At 64.5% G+C, this 21,350-nt stretch carries 23 protein-coding genes and 1 pseudogene; 9 read left to right on the forward strand and 15 right to left on the reverse strand.

Features of this window, described 5'->3' with window-relative positions:
• Positions 1 to 27: 27 nt before the first annotated feature.
• A complete protein-coding gene (locus FHP91_RS12960) occupies positions 28 to 834 on the forward strand; it encodes an alpha/beta hydrolase (protein ID WP_144309997.1) in 807 nt (268 codons plus the stop codon).
• A gap of 23 nt (positions 835 to 857) precedes the next feature.
• Here the strand turns inward: FHP91_RS12960 and FHP91_RS12965 are convergent, their stop codons facing one another.
• Positions 858 to 1,787: a LysR family transcriptional regulator gene (locus FHP91_RS12965; protein ID WP_144309998.1), complete on the reverse strand. Its 930-nt coding sequence runs from the start codon at positions 1,785 to 1,787 to the stop codon at positions 858 to 860.
• 126 nt (positions 1,788 to 1,913) lie between these two features.
• Here FHP91_RS12965 and FHP91_RS12970 point away from each other — a divergent pair, with 126 nt between their 5' ends.
• Both FHP91_RS12970 and FHP91_RS12975 read left to right on the forward strand, forming a co-directional pair.
• Positions 1,914 to 2,708: an SDR family NAD(P)-dependent oxidoreductase gene (locus tag FHP91_RS12970; protein ID WP_144309999.1), complete on the forward strand. Its 795-nt coding sequence runs from the start codon at positions 1,914 to 1,916 to the stop codon at positions 2,706 to 2,708.
• Positions 2,709 to 2,849: 141 nt separating this feature from the next.
• On the forward strand, positions 2,850 to 3,035 hold the full coding sequence (locus tag FHP91_RS12975; RefSeq protein ID WP_144310000.1) for a hypothetical protein: 186 nt from the start codon (positions 2,850 to 2,852) through the stop codon (positions 3,033 to 3,035).
• Positions 3,036 to 3,046: 11 nt separating this feature from the next.
• On the opposite strand, the gene FHP91_RS12980 is transcribed toward FHP91_RS12975, so the two are convergent.
• The gene (locus FHP91_RS12980) at positions 3,047 to 4,207 is read right to left on the reverse strand and encodes a class I SAM-dependent methyltransferase (protein ID WP_144310001.1); all 1,161 of its coding nucleotides are present in this window, start codon (positions 4,205 to 4,207) and stop codon (positions 3,047 to 3,049) included.
• A 116-nt stretch (positions 4,208 to 4,323) separates the two neighbouring features.
• On the opposite strand from FHP91_RS12980, the gene FHP91_RS12985 reads away from it, so the two are divergent.
• The 3 genes and pseudogenes from FHP91_RS12985 to FHP91_RS12995 all read left to right on the forward strand — a co-directional run bounded on the left by FHP91_RS12985 (position 4,324) and on the right by FHP91_RS12995 (position 7,105).
• Positions 4,324 to 5,073, forward strand: a complete 750-nt coding sequence (locus FHP91_RS12985) for a pteridine reductase (RefSeq protein ID WP_222105202.1) — start codon at positions 4,324 to 4,326, stop codon at positions 5,071 to 5,073.
• 130 nt (positions 5,074 to 5,203) lie between these two features.
• A pseudogene (ttcA, locus tag FHP91_RS12990) lies at positions 5,204 to 6,112 on the forward strand (tRNA 2-thiocytidine(32) synthetase TtcA).
• Between the two features lie 123 nt (positions 6,113 to 6,235).
• Entirely contained in the window at positions 6,236 to 7,105 is an 870-nt protein-coding gene (locus FHP91_RS12995; RefSeq protein WP_144177386.1) for an adenylate/guanylate cyclase domain-containing protein, read from the forward strand.
• A 68-nt stretch (positions 7,106 to 7,173) separates the two neighbouring features.
• On the opposite strand, the gene FHP91_RS13000 is transcribed toward FHP91_RS12995, so the two are convergent.
• The 11 genes from FHP91_RS13000 to thiL all read right to left on the reverse strand — a co-directional run bounded on the left by FHP91_RS13000 (position 7,174) and on the right by thiL (position 15,232).
• Positions 7,174 to 7,401, reverse strand: a complete 228-nt coding sequence (locus FHP91_RS13000) for a PsiF family protein (protein WP_144310002.1) — start codon at positions 7,399 to 7,401, stop codon at positions 7,174 to 7,176.
• 337 nt (positions 7,402 to 7,738) lie between these two features.
• Complete coding sequence (gene hprK, locus FHP91_RS13005) at positions 7,739 to 8,677, reverse strand: HPr(Ser) kinase/phosphatase (RefSeq protein ID WP_144310003.1); 939 nt, start codon at positions 8,675 to 8,677, stop codon at positions 7,739 to 7,741.
• Positions 8,646 to 9,134: a PTS IIA-like nitrogen regulatory protein PtsN gene (ptsN, locus tag FHP91_RS13010; protein ID WP_144177380.1), complete on the reverse strand. Its 489-nt coding sequence runs from the start codon at positions 9,132 to 9,134 to the stop codon at positions 8,646 to 8,648. Before ptsN ends, hprK begins: the two co-directional genes overlap by 32 nt.
• A gap of 123 nt (positions 9,135 to 9,257) precedes the next feature.
• Complete coding sequence (hpf, locus tag FHP91_RS13015) at positions 9,258 to 9,581, reverse strand: ribosome hibernation-promoting factor, HPF/YfiA family (RefSeq protein WP_144177378.1); 324 nt, start codon at positions 9,579 to 9,581, stop codon at positions 9,258 to 9,260.
• 14 nt (positions 9,582 to 9,595) lie between these two features.
• Positions 9,596 to 11,008 (reverse strand): RNA polymerase factor sigma-54, encoded by a 1,413-nt coding sequence (locus tag FHP91_RS13020; protein ID WP_144310004.1) that lies wholly within the window; start codon positions 11,006 to 11,008, stop codon positions 9,596 to 9,598.
• A gap of 15 nt (positions 11,009 to 11,023) precedes the next feature.
• A complete protein-coding gene (gene lptB / locus FHP91_RS13025) occupies positions 11,024 to 11,746 on the reverse strand; it encodes an LPS export ABC transporter ATP-binding protein (RefSeq protein ID WP_144310005.1) in 723 nt (240 codons plus the stop codon).
• A complete protein-coding gene (gene recX / locus FHP91_RS13030; RefSeq protein WP_144177372.1) occupies positions 11,733 to 12,179 on the reverse strand; it encodes a recombination regulator RecX in 447 nt (148 codons plus the stop codon). Before recX ends, lptB begins: the two co-directional genes overlap by 14 nt.
• Before the next feature lie 5 nt (positions 12,180 to 12,184).
• Positions 12,185 to 13,222 (reverse strand): recombinase RecA, encoded by a 1,038-nt coding sequence (gene recA / locus FHP91_RS13035; protein ID WP_144177370.1) that lies wholly within the window; start codon positions 13,220 to 13,222, stop codon positions 12,185 to 12,187.
• A gap of 29 nt (positions 13,223 to 13,251) precedes the next feature.
• A complete protein-coding gene (locus FHP91_RS13040) occupies positions 13,252 to 13,758 on the reverse strand; it encodes a CinA family protein (RefSeq protein WP_222105203.1) in 507 nt (168 codons plus the stop codon).
• Complete coding sequence (locus FHP91_RS13045) at positions 13,755 to 14,234, reverse strand: phosphatidylglycerophosphatase A family protein (protein WP_144310007.1); 480 nt, start codon at positions 14,232 to 14,234, stop codon at positions 13,755 to 13,757. Before FHP91_RS13045 ends, FHP91_RS13040 begins: the two co-directional genes overlap by 4 nt.
• A gap of 35 nt (positions 14,235 to 14,269) precedes the next feature.
• The gene (gene thiL, locus FHP91_RS13050) at positions 14,270 to 15,232 is read right to left on the reverse strand and encodes a thiamine-phosphate kinase (protein WP_144310008.1); all 963 of its coding nucleotides are present in this window, start codon (positions 15,230 to 15,232) and stop codon (positions 14,270 to 14,272) included.
• Positions 15,233 to 15,624: 392 nt separating this feature from the next.
• Here thiL and FHP91_RS13055 point away from each other — a divergent pair, with 392 nt between their 5' ends.
• From FHP91_RS13055 to FHP91_RS13065, 3 genes are read left to right on the forward strand one after another with little or no spacing between them, the layout of a single operon-like run.
• Positions 15,625 to 17,397 carry an N-acetylglutaminylglutamine amidotransferase gene (locus FHP91_RS13055; RefSeq protein WP_144310009.1) on the forward strand — a complete coding sequence of 591 codons (1,773 nt, stop codon included), beginning with the start codon at positions 15,625 to 15,627 and terminating at the stop codon, positions 17,395 to 17,397.
• Positions 17,398 to 17,409: 12 nt separating this feature from the next.
• Positions 17,410 to 19,158, forward strand: coding sequence for an N-acetylglutaminylglutamine synthetase (gene ngg, locus FHP91_RS13060; protein WP_144310010.1), 1,749 nt, complete (start codon positions 17,410 to 17,412; stop codon positions 19,156 to 19,158).
• Positions 19,158 to 20,360, forward strand: a complete 1,203-nt coding sequence (locus FHP91_RS13065) for an osmoprotectant NAGGN system M42 family peptidase (protein ID WP_144310011.1) — start codon at positions 19,158 to 19,160, stop codon at positions 20,358 to 20,360. Before ngg ends, FHP91_RS13065 begins: the two co-directional genes overlap by 1 nt.
• A gap of 67 nt (positions 20,361 to 20,427) precedes the next feature.
• Here the strand turns inward: FHP91_RS13065 and nusB are convergent, their stop codons facing one another.
• On the reverse strand, positions 20,428 to 20,880 hold the full coding sequence (gene nusB / locus FHP91_RS13070) for a transcription antitermination factor NusB (protein ID WP_144310012.1): 453 nt from the start codon (positions 20,878 to 20,880) through the stop codon (positions 20,428 to 20,430).
• Positions 20,877 to 21,350, reverse strand: a complete 474-nt coding sequence (gene ribH, locus FHP91_RS13075; protein ID WP_144310013.1) for a 6,7-dimethyl-8-ribityllumazine synthase — start codon at positions 21,348 to 21,350, stop codon at positions 20,877 to 20,879. The genes nusB and ribH overlap by 4 nt, the downstream gene beginning before the upstream one ends.

The raw sequence follows: 21,350 nt of genomic DNA on the forward strand, positions 1-21,350 counted from the left end.
GCGACGATGGAATCAGGAATCAGACGTATGAACCGAAGTCGATTTGGCGAACTGGAAGTGCTGGCCTGTGCCCCCGAGGGCGAGGCGCACCCGGTGCCGCTGCTGTTTGTGCACGGCGCGTATACGGCGGCGTGGTGCTGGCAAGAGCATTTCATGCCCTGGTTCGCCAAGGCGGGTTTTTCGAGCTACGCCGTGTCCTTGTCTGGCCACGGGCAGAGCCGTCAGCGCAGTCAGCTCGACAGCTACAGCATCAGCGACTACGTCAATGACCTGGCCGAAGTGGCGGCCGCTTTGCCGGTCACACCGGCGCTGATCGGTCACTCGATGGGCGGCATGGTGGTGCAGAAGTATCTCGAACAGGCCGACGCGCCGGCCGCCGTATTGATGGCCTCGGTGCCGCCACAAGGCCTGTGGAGCTCGGCCGTGGGCCTGATGTTCCGCAAGCCGGCGCTGCTGGCCGATCTGAATCAGTTGCTAGAGGGCGGGCTGGCAAATGCCTCGACCCTGCATGACGCGCTGTTTCACAAACCGGTCCCGCCCGATGACATGCGCCGCTATCTGCGCGCATCGCAGCCCGAAAGCCACCGCGCGATCTGGGACATGACTCTGTTCAACCTGCCGATGCGCTCACGCATGGCGGCCACACCACTGCTGGTGCTCGGCGCGGAGCACGATCAGTTGATTCCGCCGGCCGAGGTGCGCTCGACCGGTTCGTCGTATGGCGTCGAGGTCGAGATTTTCGATGACATGGGTCACGCCATGATGCTGGAAGATGGCTGGGAGCCGGTGGCTGAGCGGATTCGCGACTGGTTGAATGAAACGCTGAGCGATTAGTCGCCTCTCGGCGAACGTTCGCCTCAGCCGGCTCGGTCTGGTGCGGGAATCAGCCGCTCTTGCATGAGCGCGGCGAGCCAGTTCATGAATACCCGGACACGCCGTGGTTGATGGCGCCGGTTGGCGTAGATCAGTGAGACGGGCATGGCCGCCGCGCGGTAGCGCGGCATGAATTCAAACAGTTCTTCGCGCGCCAGCGCCGGGATGACGCCGGCTTCGGGCACTTGAATGATGCCAAGGCCGGCGAGGCAGGCGCCATAGTAGGCCGCCGAGCTATTGACCGTCAGTGCCCCCTTCATGCGATGGTAGCGCACGACACCGGCGTGATCCGGGTCCATGTATTCGAAGCCCTGATCCCGCGTACCCAGGGTGGGGGCGTAGTGGATGAGTCGGTGTGTGGCCAGTTGATCCGGGTGGTCCGGCTGGCCATGGCGGGCGAGGTAGGCCGGGCTGACGCAATTGACCATGCGGTAGTAGCCAAGCGGCCGCGCGATGTGGCTGATGTCGCCCAATGCGCCGACGCGCATCACGCAGTCGAAGCCCTCGCGGATCAGGTCGACCCGGCGCTCGCTGCTCGATAGTTCGATTTCGAGCGCTGGATGCGCCTGCAAGAAATCCGGCAATTGGGGAAGCACCACCTCGCTGGCGACCGCGCTGGGCATATCGACCCGCAAGCGCCCGGTCAAGGCGGTTGAATCGTGGCAGAACAGGTTTTGCAGCTCCTCCAGATCGGCCAGCAGGTCTTTGCAGCGCTCGTAAAACAGCTGGCCGTCCTGGGTGATCTGCACCCGCCGTGTGGTGCGGTGCAGGAGCCGGGTGCCGAGTTCGCGTTCCAGTTGCTGGATGGCGGTGGACACCGTCGCCTTGGGCAGCCGCATGAGATCGGCCGCCAGAGTGAAGCTGGAGAGCTCGGCGACGCGGGTAAATATCTGCATGGCGTCAATGCGGTTCATGTGCGGCTCACTGTTCAGAATTTGCGATCAGTGTAATCAGATTGACGCGGTTTATTCTGCTACACCGAGCCAATAGGCTTCTTCTTGTTGCCGCCATGTCTGGCGGTGAATCATTCAGGAGGGCGCATGAGCACGACGAACAATCATCAGGCCGCGACTGATTCGGACTCGCGGATTGCGATCGTGACGGGCGGTGGCCGGGGGCTGGGAAAAAACACGGCGCAGCAGTTGGCGCGTTGGGGTGTGGACCTCATCATCACCTACCGCCATCGTCAGGCCGATGCGCAAGTCCTTGTCGATAGTGTGGTCGAGCGCGGCGGTCAGGCCATCGCTTTGCCGCTGGATGTTGGCGATAGCCGCTCTTTTCCCGTATTTGCCGATACGGTTCGGGCGGCGTTGCGTCATCACTGGCAGCGCGATCATTTTGACTATCTGGTGAACAATGCTGGCATTGGCGTCCGCGCCAGCTTTGCCGAGACCAGCGAAGCGCAGTTTGACGCGCTCGTGAATGTTCATCTGAAAGGTGTCTTCTTTCTCACGCAGGCGCTTTTGCCCCTGATTGGCGATGGCGGACGCATCGTGAATGTGTCCAGCGGGCTGACGCGTTTTGCCTTTCCGGGTTACGCTGCCTACGGCGCGATGAAGGGGGCGGTTGAAGTGTTGACGCGGTATCTCGCCAAGGAGTTGGGAGGGCGCGGTATCGCGGTCAATACCGTCGCCCCGGGCGCGATCGAGACCGATTTCGGGGGTGGCACGGTGCGCGACGATCCGCTGCTCAATGCGCAAATTGCCGCGCTGACGGCGCTGGGCCGTGTTGGTGTGCCGGAGGATATCGGCGGCGTGGTGGCGTCGTTGTTGTCTGAGGACAATCGCTGGATCAACGGGCAGCGGATAGAGGCGTCCGGTGGCATGCTGCTGTAGCAGCGGCGGGTTTTGCCAGATGAGACCGATCGTCCTTCAGTTTTGCGCGAAATGTGCGTTATGGCCTGGTGCAGGGGGATTTTCCACGCCAGAATGAGCGTGCCGCATGTGGCGGCGCGTACAGCCCGGACAGGTGATGATATGGACGTGATTCCCGCGCCGGGCGCACCCGGCCCCGACTACGAAGACGAAATTCTCGACGCCGGCTGGCTGCCTCAGCCCGAGGCGGTCGCGCCGGAGCCCGAAAGTCATCCGCCCGCGTCGCCTTCGGCGGCCCGCGAAGATGCCGACGCATTCCTGCAGACGGTGTATCGCAACCAGAGTTGATGCCGCGCGGCCTACAGGCCGTGCAGGCGGTCGCCGCGACGGAAGCCGAGTAGCGGCTCGGCGAGGCCCTTGCCGACCGCCAGCACCTTGAACAGCTCACCCATCTCGTGCGGCGCGGTCAGGCGTTGCACGGCGCGCGCGGCGCGGATGTAGTCCGGTTGCGTCTGGTCGCCGCGCTCGGCCAGCAATTCCAGTACCCCGCAGTTGTACAGAAAGCTCGCCTGGCTGGTGTAGCCATAGATGCTCAAGCCGGTTTCGAAGGCGGCTTCGGCAATGGCAGTGAAATCCACGAAAGCAGTGATGTCGTTCAGGCCTGGCCACATGAACGGGTCGCCGTGGGCGTGATGGCGGTAGTAGCACAGCAGCGTTCCGTTGCTGCGGCTGGGCAGGTAGTACTCGGCGCGCGGATAGCCATAGTCGATCAGTAGCAGGGCGCCGGCCTCGAGGCGGGCGCTCCAGTCAGCCACCCAGGCCGGTCCGGCCAGATTCAACTCGCTCACGTACTCGCCGTCGGCGGGCATCGGCGCGCCAAGGGTTTGGCTGGCGACGCGCAAGTGTTCGCTGGCGGGGCTGTCTGCCCAGGCGAACCCGCCCTCGGCGTTGATGGCGACGCCGCGCTCGAACACTGCGCCGTCGCGCCAGACAAGCACATGCACCGGCATCACGTCGAGCACTTCATTGGCCACCACCGCGCCCGAGAAGTGTTCGGGAAGGGCGTCGATCCAGCGCACCCGCTCGGCCAGTGCGGGCGCCCGCTCACGCAGGGTGTCGGCCTGACGGCCGCGCAGTTCGCCGGAGACTTCAAGAATCGAATACTGCTCGGGCGCACAGCCGAGCCGGTCGAGCGCCAGGAGCAGATCGGCCGCAAGGTGTCCGGTGCCGGCCCCCACTTCGAGCACATGTGGCGCGGACTGCGCGGTGACCTCGGCCACTTGCTGTGCCAGGGCCTGGCCGAACAGCGGGGTGAGTTCGGGGGAGGTGATGAAGTCGCCTGCCGGGCCAAACTTGTGCGCGCCACCACTGTAGTAACCCAGCCCCGGTGTGTACAGCGTCTGATGCATGTAGTCGGCAAAGCTGATCCAGCCACCTGCCTCGGTGATGGACGTGCGCAGACGCGCGACCAGTGCGTCGCTTTGCGCGAGGGCTTCGTCCGAGGGTTGGGGCAGGTTCATGGCGATTCCGGCAAAAAGTGCAAAGTTTACATGGGCGGCCGGGGCTTGTCGTTAGCCGGCGGGCCGGGTATGGGATACTGCACGCTATCGTCATTCCTTCCTTTTGGGAGTGTTTTGTGTCTGCCGTGGATGTGTCTCCCGTTGTTTTGATTTCCGGTGCCGCGCGGCGCGTGGGTGCGCAGATTGCGCGCGCGGTGCATGCGGCCGGCGCGCGCGTGGCAGTGCATTACCGCAGTTCCACCGAGGCCGCGTTGGCCTTGGCCGATGAGCTCAACGTCCAGCGACCGGGTTCGGCGGCGGTGTTCGCAGCCAATCTGGCCGATACGGCGGCCTTGCCGGCGCTGGTGTCGTCAGTGGTGGCACATTTTGGCCGGCTCGACGGTCTGGTGAACAACGCCTCAAGCTTCTTCCCGACGCCGCTCGGTCAGATTGATGAAGCCGCCTGGGATGATCTGATCGGTTCAAACCTCAAGGCGCCGCTGTTTCTGATGCAAGCCGCCGCTCCAGCACTGAAGGCCAGCGGCGGCGCCATTGTGAACATCGTGGACATTCACGCTGACCGTCCGCTGGCCGATTACCCCGTGTATTGCGCGGCAAAAGCTGGCCTGGCCGGGCTGACCCGGGCGATGGCAATCGAACTGGCGCCGTCGGTTCGGGTTAATGGGGTGGCGCCCGGGGTGGTGCTGTGGCCTGACGATGGGCAGTTCGATCCGCTCGAACGCGCCGGCATTGTCGAGCACACCTTGCTCAAGCGAGAGGGAACCCCTGCCGATATCGCTGCGACGGTGCGGTTTTTGTTGTTTGATGCGGGCTACATGACCGGCCAGATTCTGGCCGTCGACGGTGGGCGTAGCGCGCATCTGTAGGCAGCCAAATAGAATAAACGGTCGTTTTAGCAGTACGCTATCGCATTGATATTTTGGATATCCCCGTGATATGCTGCGTCGCAACATAATCATTGCATTATTGTTTTCCTGATCAAGGCTCAAAGTGTCCATGACGACTGTGCCGAGCGAGGCGCCTGAAGGGCGTCACTCCAACACCTTTCTCCGCCTCAAGAAGAAGCTTGAGCGTGCGGTAGGAGAAGCCATCGCCGACTTCAACATGATTGAAGACGGCGATACGGTCATGGTCTGCCTGTCGGGCGGCAAGGATTCCTACACTCTGCTGTCGGTGCTGCTGGCCTTGCGCGAGCGCGCGCCGGTGGATTTTCGTCTCATCGCCATGAACCTCGACCAGAAGCAGCCGGGGTTTCCTGACCATGTGCTGCCTGAGTATTGCGCGTCGATCGGTGTCGACTATCGCATCGTCACCGAAGACACCTACTCCATCGTCAAGGACTAGATCCCCGAGGGGAAAACCACCTGTTCGCTGTGTTCGCGGCTGCGCCGCGGCATCATTTACCGCACGGCGCGGGAACTGGGTGCGACCAAGATCGCCTTGGGTCATCACCGTGATGACATGATCGAAACCCTGTTCCTCAACATGTTCTTCGGCGGACGTATCAAGTCCATGCCACCGAAGCTGGTCAGCGACGATGGCGAGCACATGGTGATCCGCCCGCTGGCTTACTGCGCAGAGTCCGATATTGTCCGCTTCGCGCGCGGCATGAACTACCCGATCATTCCGTGCAATCTGTGCGGATCGCTCGAAAACGCTCAACGTAAGCAGATCAAGGGCATGTTGCAAGGCTGGGCGCAGCAGCATCCCGGCCGTATCGAGTCGCTGACGACCGCCATGCGCAATGTGGTGCCATCGCATCTGTCCGACGCCAGTTTGTTTGATTTCAAGGGGCTGACCCGTGATACCCCGGTGAGTGAGGGGGACGTGGCATTCGATCCGCCCGAGTTGCCGCGCACGATGCAAACCGTCGTTCCCTTGATGCCATCGTCCCGTGAGGACTGACCCAATGCAAGCACTTGCACCGGGCATGGCATTGACCGATCATGAAGTTATAACAGGAGCCGGTTAAGGCCCTTGACTGTCGCCAGAGGCGGCAAGGCGCTTGGACGGGACGTGGAACGATCCATGGCACAACAACGTAATGCATGCATGATGTATGCCGAGCTGGTCGGCGGCGAGCGCTTGGCCGCGCTGCTGAGCGAGACCGAGGCGGGGCATGCCATCGAGCGCAGCATGAATCGCATTGAGCGCGTGGTCGAAGGCCAGGGCGGCGAGATTCTGCGTCGGGCCACTGACGAGATCTGTGCCGCATTCGAGCGCTGCGACGGCGCCGTGCTGGCCGCCAGCGAAATGATCGACCGGGTGGCCAGCCTGCCGCCGGTGCGTGGCGTTCGGCTCGGCATCCGGATCGGTCTGCATCATGGCGCCATCGATATGGAAGGTCCGCCCTCGGGTGAGGCGTTGTCGGTCGCGATGCGACTGGCGGGAATGGCGCACGCCGGTCAGGCGCTGGTCAGTGGTGCTACCGTGTTGTTGTTGTCACCGGCCTCCCGGCAAGTCATTCGCGAGCGTGACGAGGCCGGGCTGAAGGTCGAGGGCTTCGAATGGCCGGTGTTTGCCTTGTCTGGCCGTGCCGGCATGGCTACCTCGGTGCCGCCGGCAACGCGCGTATCGCAGCGCCTGCGCCTGCGCCACCAGCAAGACGTCCACCTGATCGAGGAATTACGCCCCATCTTGTTGCTCGGCCGCGAGATGGGTAACGACGTGGTCGTGATCGACCCGCGGACCTCCCGGCAGCACGCCCGGGTCGAGCGCCGACGCGAAGGTTTTTTCCTGGTTGACCAGAGCACCAACGGTACCTTTGTGGCCAATGAATCGGGCAGCGAGCAATGCATCCGCGGCGGGGAGGCCCTGCTGGCCGGGCAGGGCCGCATCGGCTGTGGGTTCTCGGCGCTGGAGGTGGAGCGCGATTTGGTGTTTTTCGAGATTGTCTAGCGCCATCCTGCATGCCGAAATCAAAAAACGCCCCGATCTGTTCGGGGCGTTTTTCGTCGACCGGGTGCTTACTTCTTGGCCGGCTTTGCTGCCGCCAGTGGCGCCGGGGTCGTGGCTTTGCCGGACAGGCAGGTCTTCATGAAGGCCTTGCGCGGTTCGCCCTTGAGTGCCTTTTCCTTGGCGGTCTTGTTGCAGTTGCGCATCTTGTCATGCTGTGGATTCGCCTGGCCGGCAAGTGGCTGGAGCAGAAGTGCGGCGAGACTGGCGGCGATTGCGAGTTTTTTGGCGATGGTCATTTTTTCCTCAAATAGCTGAATGGCATAAACGAAAAATGAATATATCATGGCCGTGACTGATCATGCATCTTTCGATGCACAATGATCCTGGAAATCGCAGTTGACCGCTTGTGCCCATGAGCAAGGTATTGAACATGCGAAGCTTTTCGGCTTCGAGGCCGATCACCCGTGGGTGATCGCGCTTCGCGCCCGATTGCGCGTCTGGCGGCGCGCCTTGCTGCGTTGCTCCTCCTTGCCGCGTGCAGGCTGTACGTCGTCGCGCCTTGCCAGACAGCCGGTCAGACGCACGCTCGGGCGGGTCCAACTACGGTTTCTAGGATGATTGCTCTCGGGGAACTCAGTCGGGGTCGTTGCTGCTCAGGAGCTCACGCTGACGCGAGATGAACTCGTGGGTCGAGTCGATGCCGCGTAGCTGGAGAATGGTGTTGCGCACCGCCGCTTCGAGCAGCACGGCGATGTTGCGGCCCGCGGCGACCGGCAGGATGATCTTGCGGATGGGTACGCCGAGGATGTCCTGCGCTTCGTGAGTGACGGGCAGGCGGGTGGGATCGTCTTCGCCGGGGCGGCGGCGTTGCAGGTAGACGATCAGCTTGAGCTGCATCTTTCGGCGACAGGCAGTTTCGCCAAAAATGGTGCGAATGTTGAGAATACCGATGCCCCGCACTTCGAGAAAATTCTCGAGCAGTTCGGGGCATCGCCCCTCCAGCGTATTTGGGGCAATCCGTGCGAAATCGACCATGTCATCGGCCACCAGACCGTGGCCGCGCGAGATCAACTCCAGCGCGAGTTCTGACTTGCCGGCGCCGGAGTCGCCGGTGATGAACACGCCCAGGCCGAGGACGTCCATGAACACGCCATGCAAGGCGGTGCGTTCGGCCAGTTCGCGTGACAGATAGAGCCGCATCAGATCAATGACGCTGGCCGATGCCATGGCCGAGGTGAACAGTGCGACATCCATTTCTTCGCAACAGCGCCGGATGATGCCGGGGACGTCGCAATTGTCGGCAACGATGATGGCCGGTGGGCGGGCGGCGAGAATTTCGCGCACATGGTGGGCCACCTTGTCGCCGGACTGCTTGCGTGCCCAGGCCATCTCGGCCGTGCCGAGAATCTGGAAGCGATCGGGGTGGATCAGATTGAGATGGCCGACCAGATCGGCTGGCCAGGTATGCGCTTCGGTGACAGACAGCGAGCGGTCGAGGCGACCGCCGATATGGGTCAGCTGCAGGCGTTTGCCGAGTTTCTCAAAGAGCCGCGCGACGCTGGTCTGCCGCATGGGCAGTACCCCAGGTGGTAAACAGCGCATGTACTGCGGCGGCATCGGTGGCTTCGGCCACGCGCTCACGGAAGGCGCTGTCGCTGAACAGCTGGGCCAACTCCGAGAGCAGTTGCAGGTGGTGCTCGGTGGCTTGCTCGGGCACCAGCAGCACAAACAGCAGGCTGACGGGTTTGCCGTCCGGCGCGTCGAAGGGGATCGGGGTGCTCAGGCGGATGACCGCGCCGGTTGCGTCCTTGAGGCCCTTGATTCGGCCGTGGGGAATGGCAACACCCTGACCGAGGCCGGTCGAACCCAGACGCTCGCGGGCGAACAGGCTGTCGAACACGACGCTGCGTCCGATGCTCTGGTTGTTTTCGAAGATCAGGCCGGCTTGCTCGAAGACACGCTTCTTGCTGCTGGCGTCGAGATCGACGAGCACATTGTCAGGAGAAAGGAGGGGGGCGATAAGATTCATGTAACGAACTAGGCGCCCTATGAGGTGGGCGGAACAGACTCGGCGATGGAGGCGGGAGCGATCAATGGAGTGTGACGCGCCCATTATAAACGCAACCCACCGCCAAGACGCCGAGGGAATCGATCACACTTCGGTGCTTTGATGCTTGAGCGCGTCGTGTGCGTGATCTTGCAGCTTCTGTTTGTGCTTGATGACCTGACGGTCGAGCTTGTCTGCCATGGTGTCGATGGCGGCGTACATGTCTTCGTCAGTGCTCTCGGCGAACAGGTCCTTGCCGCGAACATGCAGCGTGACCTCCGATTTCTGGACCAGCTTTTCCACCGACAGGATGACGTTCACGCTGGTGACGTTGTCAAAATGCCGGATCACGCGATCCAGTTTGGCATTGACGTATTCACGGATGGCGGGGGTCACTTCTACATGATGTCCGGTGATATTGAGATTCATGATCGCTCCTGTTGTCAGATCGTCTTGCGCTTGCTAACCGGCGGGATGTTGAGCGACTCGCGGTACTTGGCGACCGTCCGTCGGGCCACAACCATGCCCTGCTGGCTGAGTAAATCGGCAATTTTTGCGTCGGAAAGAGGTTTTTTGCTGTCTTCGGCGTCCACCAGTTGACGAATCAACGCGCGGATCGCCGTCGAAGAGGCTGCCCCACCGGTGTCGGTGGAGACATGACTGCCGAAGAAATATTTGAACTCCAGTACGCCGCGCGGCGTGGACATGAACTTCTGAGTGGTGACGCGGGAAATGGTGGACTCGTGTAACTCCAACTCTTCCGCGACCTCCCGCAGTGTCAGTGGGCGCATCGCCACCTCTCCATAATCGAAGAACTGACGCTGTTGGTCAACGATTGACTGTGCGACGCGCAAAATCGTGTCGAAACGCTGCTGGACGTTTTTGATGAGCCACTTCGCTTCTTGCAGTTGCCCGCCGAGGTCGCCGTTGTTGCCCCGATTCTGCTGGAGTATCCGGGCGTACAAGGCATTGACCTTGAGCTTGGGCATGGCGTCGGCGTTGAGTACCGCCGCCCACCGGCCCTTGTGCTTGCGTACCACCACGTCGGGGATCACGTAACGGGTTTCGTTGGTGGCGAAGCGGGCGCAGGGGCGCGGGCTGAGGCTGCAGATAAGGTGATGGGCATCGCGCAGGGCATCTTCTGAGCACTGCAGTGCCCGGCGCAAGCGGTTGAAATCGCGCTGGGCAAGGGTGTCGAGGTGCTCGGTGACGATCGCCAGTGCCAGTTTGCGGGTGTCGGTGTCGGGCAGGATGCGCAGTTGCAGCGCGAGGCACTCGGCCGGGCCGCGGCCGCCGACGCCGGCGGGGTCGAGGTGCTGCAGGTGCTGGAGGGCGATCTGCAGGTCTTCGAGTTCGATCTCGGCGTCTTCGGACAGCAGCGTCAGCAACTCGTCGAGCGGCTGGCTCAGATAGCCGTCGTCGTCCAGTGCTTCGATGAGGAAGCGCACCAGCGCGCGGTCGCGGTCGGACAGCGGCGTCAGTGCCACCTGCTGGTCGAGATGTTCGCGCAGGGTGATTTCGGCGGCCTGGAAGGACTGGAAGTCGGAGTCGTCTTCGTCGTCGCGATGCGTGGTGCTGGTGGTGCCCACGCTCATCCAGTCACTCATGTCGTCAAGCGGGGCCTCGGCGGCGGGTTCGTCGCGTTCGCTCGGGCCCTCGGTGGGGGCCTCGGGCGGGGCTTCGCTGGTGTCCTCACCCGGCTCGTCGTCGCGCTCGAGCAGGGGGTTGTCCAGCAAGGCCTGCTCGATCTCCTGGTTCAGCTCGATGGTCGACAATTGCAGCAGCTTGATCGACTGCTGCAACTGAGGCGTGAGCGTCAGGTGTTGCGAGAGTTTGAGCTGGAGGGTCGGTTTCATGATCGGCGCGGGGGGTCAGAGACGGAAATGCTCGCCCAGATAGACCCGTCGTACCTGGTCATTGGTCACGATGTCGGTCGGCGTGCCGCTGGCAAGCACCTCGCCCGCGTTGATGATGAAGGCGCGCTCGCAGATGCCCAGGGTTTCGCGCACATTGTGATCGGTGATCAATACCCCGATCCCGCGTTCCTTGAGGTAGCGGATGATTTTCTGAATGTCGAGCACGGCGATGGGGTCGACGCCGGCAAAGGGCTCGTCGAGCAGAATCAGTCGCGGTGAGGTGGCCAGCGCGCGGGCGATCTCGCAGCGGCGGCGTTCGCCGCCCGAGAGTGAGACCGAGGTGTTGTCGCGCAGATGGGCAATGCCGAGTTCGTTGAGGAGTTCGTCGAGACGCTTGGTGACTTCATCGGACGGCAGGCCCTGGAGTTCGAGCACCGCCTGGATGTTCTCGGCCACCGTGAGCTTGCGGAACACGCTCATTTCCTGCGGCAGGTAGGACAGACCGAGCCGGGCGCGTTCATGGATCGGCAGATGGGTGAGAACCTGATCGTCGAGCGTGATCTCGCCGCCATCGGCAGCCACCAGGCCAACGATCATGTAGAAACAGGTGGTCTTGCCGGCGCCGTTGGGGCCCAGCAAACCGACGACCTCACCGCTGCCGACGTCAAAGGAGACGTCGTGCACCACGGTGCGTGCGCGGTACTTCTTCCGGAGGCCGGTGACCTTAAGCAGACTCATCGTCGCGGTCTTTCAATATCCTGTGAATCACATCGGCACCAAAGCCGCGTCCCTGAAGGAAGCGCGCCTGCCTTGCCCACTCGCGGGCATCGACCGGCGGGGTGCCAAACTTTTTTGCCCACACGTCCCGAGCCCGTACTTGATCGTCCCCTTCGCTGCCTTCATCCAGCGCGGCGGCGATCAAGTCATCGCTGACGCCACGTTGCTTCAAATCCAGCGCGATGCGCCGGCTGCCGTAACGCGCCTGACGACTGCGGACATAGCTTTCGGCAAAGCGCGCGTCCGACTGCAAATCCACTTCTTCAAGTCGCTCGAGCAGCGCGGCGATCTCCTCGGGCGTGCCGTGGGGCGCCAGCTTGCGAGTCAGCTCGGCGCGGCTATGTTCGCGCTGCGACAGCAGGCGCAAGGCACGCGTCTTGAGCGACTCGCTCATGCAGATCAGGCTTCGCTGGGTTCCGGGGTGCTGGCCGCGATCTCCGGCATGGCCGGCAGATTGAAGTGCGCGCGCACCTTGTTTTCGATCTCGCGACCCATGGCCGGGTTGTTGCGCAGGAATTCGCGCGTATTGTCCTTGCCCTGACCAATCTTGGTGCCGCTGTAGGAGTACCAGGCGCCGGCTTTGTCGACGATGTTGGCTTCCACGCCCAGGTCAATGATCTCGCCTTCGCGGGAGATGCCTTCGCCGTAGAGGATGTCGAAATTGGCCTGCTTGAACGGCGGGGCGACCTTGTTCTTGACCACTTTGCAACGGGTCTCGGAGCCGATGACTTCATCGCCCTTCTTGATCGCGCCGGTGCGGCGGATGTCGATGCGCACCGACGAGTAGAACTTGAGCGCGTTGCCGCCGGTGGTGGTCTCGGGGCTGCCGAACATCACGCCGATCTTCATGCGAATCTGGTTGATGAAGATCACCAGCGTGTTGCTGCGCTTGATGTTGGCGGTCAGCTTGCGCAGCGCCTGGCTCATCAGGCGGGCCTGCAGGCCGGGCAACTGATCGCCCATCTCGCCTTCGATTTCCGCCTTGGGTGTGAGGGCGGCGACCGAGTCGATCACCACCACGTCGACGCCGCTGGAGCGCACCAGCATGTCGGTAATTTCGAGCGCCTGCTCGCCGGTATCCGGCTGGGAGATCAGCAGATCGCTGACCTTGACGCCGAGTTTTTCGGCGTAATTCACGTCGAGCGCGTGTTCGGCGTCGATGAAGGCGGCGGTGCCGCCGAGCTTCTGCATTTCGGCAATGACTTGCAGGGTCAGCGTGGTCTTGCCGGACGACTCAGGGCCGTAGATCTCGACCACCCGGCCGCGCGGCAGGCCACCCAGGCCCAGTGCGATGTCGAGCCCCACCGAGCCGGTGGAGACGGTCTGGATGTCCTTGGCGACATCACCGTCACCCATCCGCATGATCGAGCCTTTGCCGAACTGCTTTTCGATTTGCGCGAGCGCGGCGGCAAGGGCTTTGGCCTTGTTGTCGTCCATGGTGTGGTCCTCTGAAAACGTGCGTTGGATTATGGCACAGAGTTTGCTGGTGTGTCGGCCAGAAGCAGCCCTTCGAGGGCGTGAATCACGGCTTGGCGTCGCACCTGCTCCCGGTCGCCATCGAAATGAAATGTGGTGCTGCGTACCGGCCGGTCCGGCCACCCCCAGGCGATGCAGACGGTACCCACCGGTTTGCCGGGGCGGCCACCGCTTGGGCCGGCGACGCCGGATACCGCGATCGCGACCTGCGCGTCGCTGTGCGTCAGCGCGCCTTGCACCATGGCGCTGACCACGGGTTCGCTGACGGCGCCGAAGGTGTCGAGAGCGCTGGCCGGCACATCGAGCTGGCGCATTTTGGCGGCGTTGGAGTAGGTCACCCAGCCACTGTCGAACCAGTCCGAGCTGCCGGCAATGGCCGTCACGGTTTCGGCGATCCAGCCGCCGGTGCAGGATTCGGCCGTGGCCAGTCGCCAGCCGCGTTCGAGCAGCCAGTGGCCGGTGCGTCGGGCGAGGGCGTCGAGCTGCGCGTCCATCACAGGGCCAGCGCGCGGGCGGTGAGGGCCAGCACCAGCAGGGTGTAGCCGGCGGCGATGACATCGTCGAGCATGACGCCGAAACCGCCCTTGACCTTGCTGTCGGCCCATTTGATGGGCTGCGGCTTGACGATGTCGAAGAAGCGGAACGCCACGAAAGCGGCGGTCTGCCACGCGAGCGTGTCGGGGGTGAAGTAGAGCACCACCCAGAAGGGCAGCATCTCGTCCCAGACGATGGATCCGTGGTCCGACACGCCGAGCGCGCGGCCGGTGCGGTCGGCGGTGATGACGCCGAGCACGAAGCCGCTGAGGACAAACACCAGAAACTCGGTGCCGCTGAGGGATGCCAGCAAGGGGAACAGCAGCCATGCGGCCAGCGTGCCGGCGGTGCCCGGGGCTTTGGGTGACAGGCCGGAGCCGAAGCCGAGGGCGACGAAATGCGCGGGTTTGGCGAACAGGAAGCGGACAGTGGGGCGCATCGGTCGGAGTGGGCTGGAAAGAGCCGAGTATAGGCTCAGGCGCTGAAGTGGTCGAAGCCGCGTCGCGCCAGTGGCGCGGTGCTGCCATCGGCAGCGTGCAGCGTGAGACCGTCGGCCGGCGGGGTGAGTGCGCCGATGCGATGCAGCGGCAGGGCGAGCTCGGTGCTCAGGCGGGCGATGGCGTCGCGTTGGGCGGCCGGGGCGGTGAATAACAATTCGTAGTCGTCGCCGCCGGACAGGCAGGCCTGGCGCGCGCGGGTGGTGTCGCCACAGGCGGCGATCAGCGCGGCTTCGGGCAGTTGGGTGGCAAGGATCTGCGCGCCGACGGCGCTGGCGTCGAGAATGTGGCCGAGGTCGCCAAGCAGCCCGTCCGAGACATCGAGCATGGCGCTGGCCACGCCACGCAGCGCGACACCGAGCGCGGCGCGGGGCTGGGGGCGGTGCAGTGCGGCGAGGCAGGCGTCGCGATGGCCGGGGTCCAGCGTCAGAGCGTCGCGCAGATGCCACAGCGCCAGGGCGGCGCGGCCGGGCTGGCCGGAGACCCACAGATCGTCGCCGGGGCGGGCGCCGTCGCGGCGGATGGCGTGGCCGGTGGGGACTTCGCCGCACATCGTGACGCTCAGATTGCGGGGGCCGCGCGTGGTGTCGCCGCCGACCAGGTCCACGCCGAACGCGTCGGCGCAGGCGTAGAAACCGTCGGCAAAGGCGGCCAGCCAGTCGGCATCGGCGTCGGGCAGGGCCAGCGCCAGCAGCGCCCAGCGGGGCGTGGCGCCCATGGCGGCGATGTCGGACACATTGACCGCGAGGCTCTTCCAGCCCAGATCGGTGGGATCGGTGTTGGCAAAGAAGTGCCGCCCCTCGACCAGCATGTCGACCGACACCACCAGTTGGTGGCCGGGCGTGGTGCGCCACAGCGCCGCATCATCGCCGCCGGCTAGATCGGTGTGTCGGGTGGGGCGCGTGAAGTGGCGGCGGATGAGGTCGAATTCGGAAGTCATGGCCGAGGTGTGCGGTGGGGCTTGCAAGCATAGCGCGGTCGGCGGGCGCCCCCAAGTGTCGGCGCGCCGGAGAGGTGGCTGGATGCGCAAGGAATATGCGTTGCGTCTTGAAACGTTTGTGCAAAATAGTTTTGTTACAATGCAACATTCTTGAATCCTGATGCGCTCTTTGGCCGGCGCGGATCGGGAGGCGCGTGCAAAACGCTCAAGGTCTTTTGACCACGGCCATCTGTCGCATCCGTGCGGCTGTCATGCGGTGTCGCCGTTTCGGCGTCACGGTGTTGTCCCTGTCGCCTCGCGCCGTATTGGCGGGGTGAGTCAGAGCGTTTTGTGTGGGCTGGCGAGCGTCATTGCGTCAGCCGGCACGCGCGATGAACTCACGAGGACAAGGCATGTGTGGCATAGCAGGTGAAATAAGGTTTGACGGGGCCCTGCCCGACGCGGCGGCGCTGGGGCGGATGGTGGCAGCGCAGGAAAGCCGCGGGCCCGACGGCGCGGGTCTGGAGATGCAGCTGGGGCGGGGCTTCGGGCATCGCCGGCTGAAGATCATGGATCTGACCGAAGCGGCGCAGCAACCGATGTTCGATCCGATGCTGGGCATGGGCATCGTGTTCAACGGTGCGGTCTACAACCACCCGGAATTGCGCGCCGAGCTTGAAGGCCTGGGCTACACGTTTTACTCCCACGGCGACACCGAAGTGCTGCTCAAGGCCTACCACGCCTGGGGGCTGGACTTCGTGCAGCGCCTCAATGGCATGTTCGCCTTTGCGATCTGGGAGCGCGACAGCGGCAAAGTGGTGTTCGGGCGTGACCGCCTCGGCATCAAGCCCTTCTACTATAGCGAGGTGAAGGGCGCGCTGCGCTTCGCTTCGTCCTTGCCGGCGCTGCTCAAGGCGGGCGGGGTGGATACGGCGATCGATCCGGTCGCGCTCAACAGTTATCTGTCTTTCCATGCCGTGGTGCCGGCGCCCTACACGCTGCTCAAGGGCGTGCGCAAGCTGGCGCCGGGCACGCTGATGGTGGTGCATCCCGACGGTCGCCGGGAACAGAAAACCTTCTGGGCCATGCAGGCCGTGCGCAGCGCCGAGGACGAGGCGCGCAGCTTTGATGAGTGGTGCGAGCTGCTGCTCGAGCAGCTGCGGGCCGCGGTCAAGCGCCGGCTGGTGGCGGATGTGCCGGTGGGTGCGCTGCTCTCCGGCGGGGTGGATTCGAGCTTGATCGTTGGGCTGATGGCCGAAGCCGGGGTGCGCGACCTGCACACCTATAACGTCGGCTTTGCCGATGTGGGCGGCGAGAAGGGTAACGAGTTCGAGTTTGCGCAGATCATCGCCGACCGCTTCGGCACCCGGCATGAGCGCATCTTCGTGCCCGAGGCGCAGCTGCTGCAGCGTCTGCCCGAGGCCATCGCGGCGATGAACGAGCCGATGGTCAGCCACGACTGCATCGGCTTTTATCTGCTCTCGGAGGCCGTGTCGCGCCACACCAAGGTGGTGCAGAGCGGGCAGGGCGCCGATGAGGTGTTTGGTGGCTACCACTGGTACCCCAAGCTCGACGGCAGCACCGATGCGGTGGGCGACTACCTCGCCGCCTTCCGCGACCGAGACCATGCCGACTACCGCGATCTGGTGCAGCCGCAGTATCACGCCGAGGACTTCAGCGGCCGTTTCGTGGCCGAGCACTTTGCCCGGGCGGGGGCCGATGACCCGGTCGACAAGGCCTTGCGCCTCGATACCTCGATCATGCTGGTGGACGACCCGGTGAAGCGCGTCGACAACATGACCATGGCCTTCGGCCTGGAGGCGCGCGTGCCCTTCCTCGACCACGAGCTGGTCGAATTCGCCGGCCGTATTCCGGCGCGGCACAAGCTGGCCCACGGCGGCAAGGGCGTGCTCAAGGAAACCGCGCGAAAGGTCATTCCGGCGGCGGTGATCGATCGCCCCAAGGGCTATTTTCCGGTGCCTGGCCTCAAGTACCTGCAAGGCTCCACGCTCGATACCGTACGCGATGCCCTGCACAGCCAGGCGGCGCGTGAGCGGGGATTGTTCAATCCCGCGTATGTCGATCGCCTGCTCGCCAATCCGGGCGAGCACATCACGCCGTTGCGCGGCTCCAAGCTCTGGCAGCTCGGTCTGCTGGAGTGGTGGCTGCAGACGCACCTTGCCTGACGGACAACGGTCATGATCCGAAAACATGTCACCCGCGCCCTGCGCCCCGGCAGCCAACCGCTGCATTTGTCGGACAGCCAGCCCGACAAGCGCGACATGCCGGCCAATGTGGTGATCGAATGCGGTTGGGGACGCTGGCTGCCCGCCCAGACATACTCCGATGCGGGCGAGCTGGCCGCCGCCTTGCTCGAGGAGCGCCCCGGCCAGCGCGACATCGCCTACTACGTCGAGCGCCCGCACGTGGTGGTCGCCCAGGCGCCGCAGCAACTCTTCCTCGACCCGTCCGAGGCCTTTCGACTCGGACTTGGCGGTTATCGTGCCCAGCGGGCCGGGCGGCGCGGCTTCACGCTGCGCCGCTTGCGCACCCGTAGCGATGTGGCGGCAATCAATGCGCTCTACAGCAGTCGCAAGATGGTGCCGGTGGGCGCGCCCCAGGTCTGGGCGCAGCGGGCGGATCGACACATTACCTGGGCGCTGGCCGAGGATTTGTCTTCAGGCGAGATTCTCGGTGTGGCCATGGGTCTTGATCACGTCGAGGCATTTGCCGATCCGCAGCAGGGCAGCAGCCTGTGGTCGCTGGCGGTGGCGCCGCAGGCGGCCCACCCCGGTGTGGGCGAGGCGCTGGTGAGATACCTGGCCGAGCATTTTCATGCCCGCGGGCGTGCCTGGATGGATGTGTCGGTGATGCATGACAACGAACAGGCCATCGCGCTTTACGAGAAGCTGGGCTTCCAGCGCATCGCAGTGTTTGCGGTCAAGCGGCGCAACGCGATCAACGAGCCCTTCTATACCCAGCCGATCGACAACGAGGCCGAACTCAATCCCTACGCGCGGTTGATTACCGACGAAGCACGCAAGCGCGGTATTCATACCGAAGTGCTCGATGCGGCCAACGGCTATTTTCGCCTGGCGCTGGGCGGGCGCAGCGTGGTGTGTCGCGAGTCGCTCACCGAGCTGACCTCGGCCATCGCCATGAGCCGCTGCCAGGACAAGCGGGTGACGCTCAAGCTGTTGGGCGAGGCCGGCCTCAAGGTGCCCGATCAGCGTGTCGCCGATGGCTCGCAGGCGGATCTGGCCTTCCTCGCCAGGCACGCGGCGGTGGTGGTCAAGCCGGTGGAGGGCGAGCAGGGCAAGGGGATCAGCGTCAATGTGACCCGCGCCGACGAGCTGCTCTCGGCCATCGAGCGCGCCCGCCAGTTCTGCGACCGGGTGCTGATCGAAACCTTTTGCCCCGGACAGGATTTGCGTGTGGTGGTGATCGACTACCGCGTGGTGGCGGCGGCGGTGCGTCGTCCGCCGGTCGTGGTGGGCGATGGCGCCAGCCCGATCCGCGCGCTGATCGACAAGCAGAGCCGTCGGCGTCAGGCGGCCACCGATGGTGAATCCCGGATTCCGATGGATGACGAAACCCGCCGCTGCGTGGCCCGTCAGGGCTATACGCTGGACGACATCCTGCCGGCGCAGGTGCCGCTGACGGTTCGCAACGCCGCCAACCTGCACACCGGCGGCACGATTCACGACGTGACCGACACCCTCCATCCGGTATTGCGTCGCGACGCCGAAGCGGCCGCGCGGGCGCTGGACATCCCGGTCACCGGGCTCGATTTCATGGTGCCCGATCCGGCCGCGCCCGAGTACGTGATCATCGAAGCCAACGAACGGCCCGGCCTGGCCAACCACGAGCCGCAACCGACGGCGGAGCGCTTTGTCGATCTGCTGTTTCCGCGCACTCGCGCGCAACCCTACAACGGAGACCGCTGATGGCCCAGAAGGACTATCCCCTCGATTACGACTACCTCGAAGAAACCCTGCTTCAGCTGCTGGCGATCCCCAGCCCCGTGGGCTACACTGATGCGGTCGCACGCTACACCGCCGGCCAGCTCGAAGCCATGGGCATCCCCTACGAGATGACCCGCCGCGGTGCCATCCGCGCCACACTCAAGGGCGAGCAACCGCGTCCGGCGCGCGCCATCGTGGCGCACCTCGACACGCTGGGCGCGATGGTGCGCGAGATCAAGTCGAACGGACGTCTGGGCATTGTGCCGATTGGCCACTGGTCGTCGCGCTTTGCCGAAGGCGGGCGGCTGACGGTGTTCACCGACAAGGGCCAGGTGCGCGGGACCTGCCTGCCGCTGAAAACCTCGGGCCACGCCTTCGGCCCCGAGATCGACACCCAGCCGAGCAGCTGGGACCATGTCGAAGTGCGGGTCGACGTGCCTGCCCGCAGCGCGATGGACCTCGAAGCGGCCGGCCTGCGCGTGGGCGACACCATGGCCTTCGATCCGCAACCGGAGATCTGCCAGAACGGTTACATCGTGTCGCGCTATCTCGATGACAAAGCCGCCGTCGCCGCCCTGCTCACCGCCTGCAAGGCGGTGCAAGACGGCAAGCTGGTGCCGCCGGTCGATGTGCACCCGCTGTTCACCATCACCGAAGAGGTCGGCTCCGGCGCCTCGGCCGCGCTGCATGGCGACATCGCCGAAATGCTCAGCCTCGACATCGCCATCGCCGCACCGGGGCAGAACACCGACGAGCACGCCGTCACCATCTGCATGCAGGACATGAGCGGCCCCTTCGACTACCACCTCACCCGCAAGCTGATCGGCATCGCCGAGAAGTACAACATCTCGCACCGCCGCGACGTGTTCCGCTTCTACCGCAGCGACAGCGCCGCCGCGGTCGAGGCCGGCAACGACATCCGCACCGCGCTGATCGGTTTCGGCGCCGACGCCTCGCATGCCTACGAGCGCACCCACCGCCGTGCGCTGGCGGCCCTCACGCGGCTCACCACCTACTACCTGATGAGCAAGCCGGTGGCCCGCCGCGACGAACGCATGCTCGGCTCGCTCGACGGCTTCACCGAGCAGCTCAGCCCGGAGGACATGGTGGTGCCGAGCAACCCGCTGCCGCTACCGGGCGACTTCCTGACGCACGACCCCAAGGCCGGCGGCGAACCGGAGTAAGCGCCGCTCGCGCACAAAAAAAGGCCGCGACGATCGCGGCCTTTTTTGTCAGGCACCGGGCGGTGGGTCAGCCGCCCTTGCGCTCGGCCTCGCGGGCGGCGACTTCAAGTGGCCGCAGCTTGGCCGCGACCTTGTCCATCACACCATTCACGAAGCGGTGGCCGTCGGTGCCGCCGTAGGACTTGGCCAGTTCGATGGCCTCGTTGATCACCACTTTGTAGGGCACTTCGATGTGGCGCTCCAGCTCGTGCGTGGCCAGCAGCAGCACGGCGCGTTCGATGGGCGACAGCTCGGCCACCGTCCGGCCGATGAAGGGCGCGAACTCGGCCTCCAGCGCGCCGGTGTCGTTCAGCGTGCCGCGCAGCAAGGCGGTAAACAGATCGCCGTCGGCCTTGTCGAAACCGGGGGCGCTGCGCACCTGATCTTCAATCATGGCCAGGCTGTTGCCGGAGAGCAGGGCCTGATAGATGCCCTGCAGGGCAAATTCGCGGGCGCGGCGGCGGGCGGACTTGCTGCTCATGCCACCACCGCTCGCAGCAGATGCACCATCTCGACCGCCGTCTTGGCGCAGTCGCTGCCTTTCTCGTGCATGCGGGCCAGGGCCTGGTCGTCGTCCTCGGTGGTGAGCACGCCGTTGGCGATCGGCATGCCGGTGTCGAGGCCGACGCGGTTGATGCCGGCGGCCATTTCGTTGGAGACGATCTCGAAGTGATAGGTCTCGCCGCGGATCACCGCGCCGAGGGCGATCAGCGCGTCGAACTGCTCCGAGTCGGCCATGGTCTGCAACACCAGCGGAATCTCCAGCGCGCCGGGCACGGTGGTGATGAGGATGTCTTCGTCGGCGACGCCGAGGTTCAACAGCTCGTCCACGGCGGCCGAGAGCAGGCCCTCGCACACGTCCTGGTTGAAGCGGCTCATGACGATGCCGATGCTCAGGCCGCTGCCGTCGAGGTTCGGGGTGATTTCGGTGATGTTGTCAAAACGGGGCAT

Origin of the sequence: Denitromonas halophila (genome assembly GCF_007625155.1) — a bacterium.
GTDB lineage: Bacteria > Pseudomonadota > Gammaproteobacteria > Burkholderiales > Rhodocyclaceae > Nitrogeniibacter > Nitrogeniibacter halophilus.

Coding starts and splice junctions, on each gene's coding strand:
- FHP91_RS12960 (WP_144309997.1), top strand. CDS start 28: ATGAACCGAAGTCGATTTGGCGAACTGGAAGTGCTGGCCTGTGCCCCC.
- FHP91_RS12965 (WP_144309998.1), bottom strand. CDS start 1,787: ATGAACCGCATTGACGCCATGCAGATATTTACCCGCGTCGCCGAGCTC.
- FHP91_RS12970 (WP_144309999.1), top strand. CDS start 1,914: ATGAGCACGACGAACAATCATCAGGCCGCGACTGATTCGGACTCGCGG.
- FHP91_RS12975 (WP_144310000.1), top strand. CDS start 2,850: ATGGACGTGATTCCCGCGCCGGGCGCACCCGGCCCCGACTACGAAGAC.
- FHP91_RS12980 (WP_144310001.1), bottom strand. CDS start 4,207: ATGAACCTGCCCCAACCCTCGGACGAAGCCCTCGCGCAAAGCGACGCA.
- FHP91_RS12995 (WP_144177386.1), top strand. CDS start 6,236: ATGGCACAACAACGTAATGCATGCATGATGTATGCCGAGCTGGTCGGC.
- FHP91_RS13000 (WP_144310002.1), bottom strand. CDS start 7,401: ATGACCATCGCCAAAAAACTCGCAATCGCCGCCAGTCTCGCCGCACTT.
- hprK (WP_144310003.1), bottom strand. CDS start 8,677: ATGCGGCAGACCAGCGTCGCGCGGCTCTTTGAGAAACTCGGCAAACGC.
- ptsN (WP_144177380.1), bottom strand. CDS start 9,134: ATGAATCTTATCGCCCCCCTCCTTTCTCCTGACAATGTGCTCGTCGAT.
- hpf (WP_144177378.1), bottom strand. CDS start 9,581: ATGAATCTCAATATCACCGGACATCATGTAGAAGTGACCCCCGCCATC.
- FHP91_RS13020 (WP_144310004.1), bottom strand. CDS start 11,008: ATGAAACCGACCCTCCAGCTCAAACTCTCGCAACACCTGACGCTCACG.
- lptB (WP_144310005.1), bottom strand. CDS start 11,746: ATGAGTCTGCTTAAGGTCACCGGCCTCCGGAAGAAGTACCGCGCACGC.
- recX (WP_144177372.1), bottom strand. CDS start 12,179: ATGAGCGAGTCGCTCAAGACGCGTGCCTTGCGCCTGCTGTCGCAGCGC.
- recA (WP_144177370.1), bottom strand. CDS start 13,222: ATGGACGACAACAAGGCCAAAGCCCTTGCCGCCGCGCTCGCGCAAATC.
- FHP91_RS13045 (WP_144310007.1), bottom strand. CDS start 14,234: ATGCGCCCCACTGTCCGCTTCCTGTTCGCCAAACCCGCGCATTTCGTC.
- thiL (WP_144310008.1), bottom strand. CDS start 15,232: ATGACTTCCGAATTCGACCTCATCCGCCGCCACTTCACGCGCCCCACC.
- FHP91_RS13055 (WP_144310009.1), top strand. CDS start 15,625: ATGTGTGGCATAGCAGGTGAAATAAGGTTTGACGGGGCCCTGCCCGAC.
- ngg (WP_144310010.1), top strand. CDS start 17,410: ATGATCCGAAAACATGTCACCCGCGCCCTGCGCCCCGGCAGCCAACCG.
- FHP91_RS13065 (WP_144310011.1), top strand. CDS start 19,158: ATGGCCCAGAAGGACTATCCCCTCGATTACGACTACCTCGAAGAAACC.
- nusB (WP_144310012.1), bottom strand. CDS start 20,880: ATGAGCAGCAAGTCCGCCCGCCGCCGCGCCCGCGAATTTGCCCTGCAG.
- ribH (WP_144310013.1), bottom strand. CDS start 21,350: ATGCCCCGTTTTGACAACATCACCGAAATCACCCCGAACCTCGACGGC.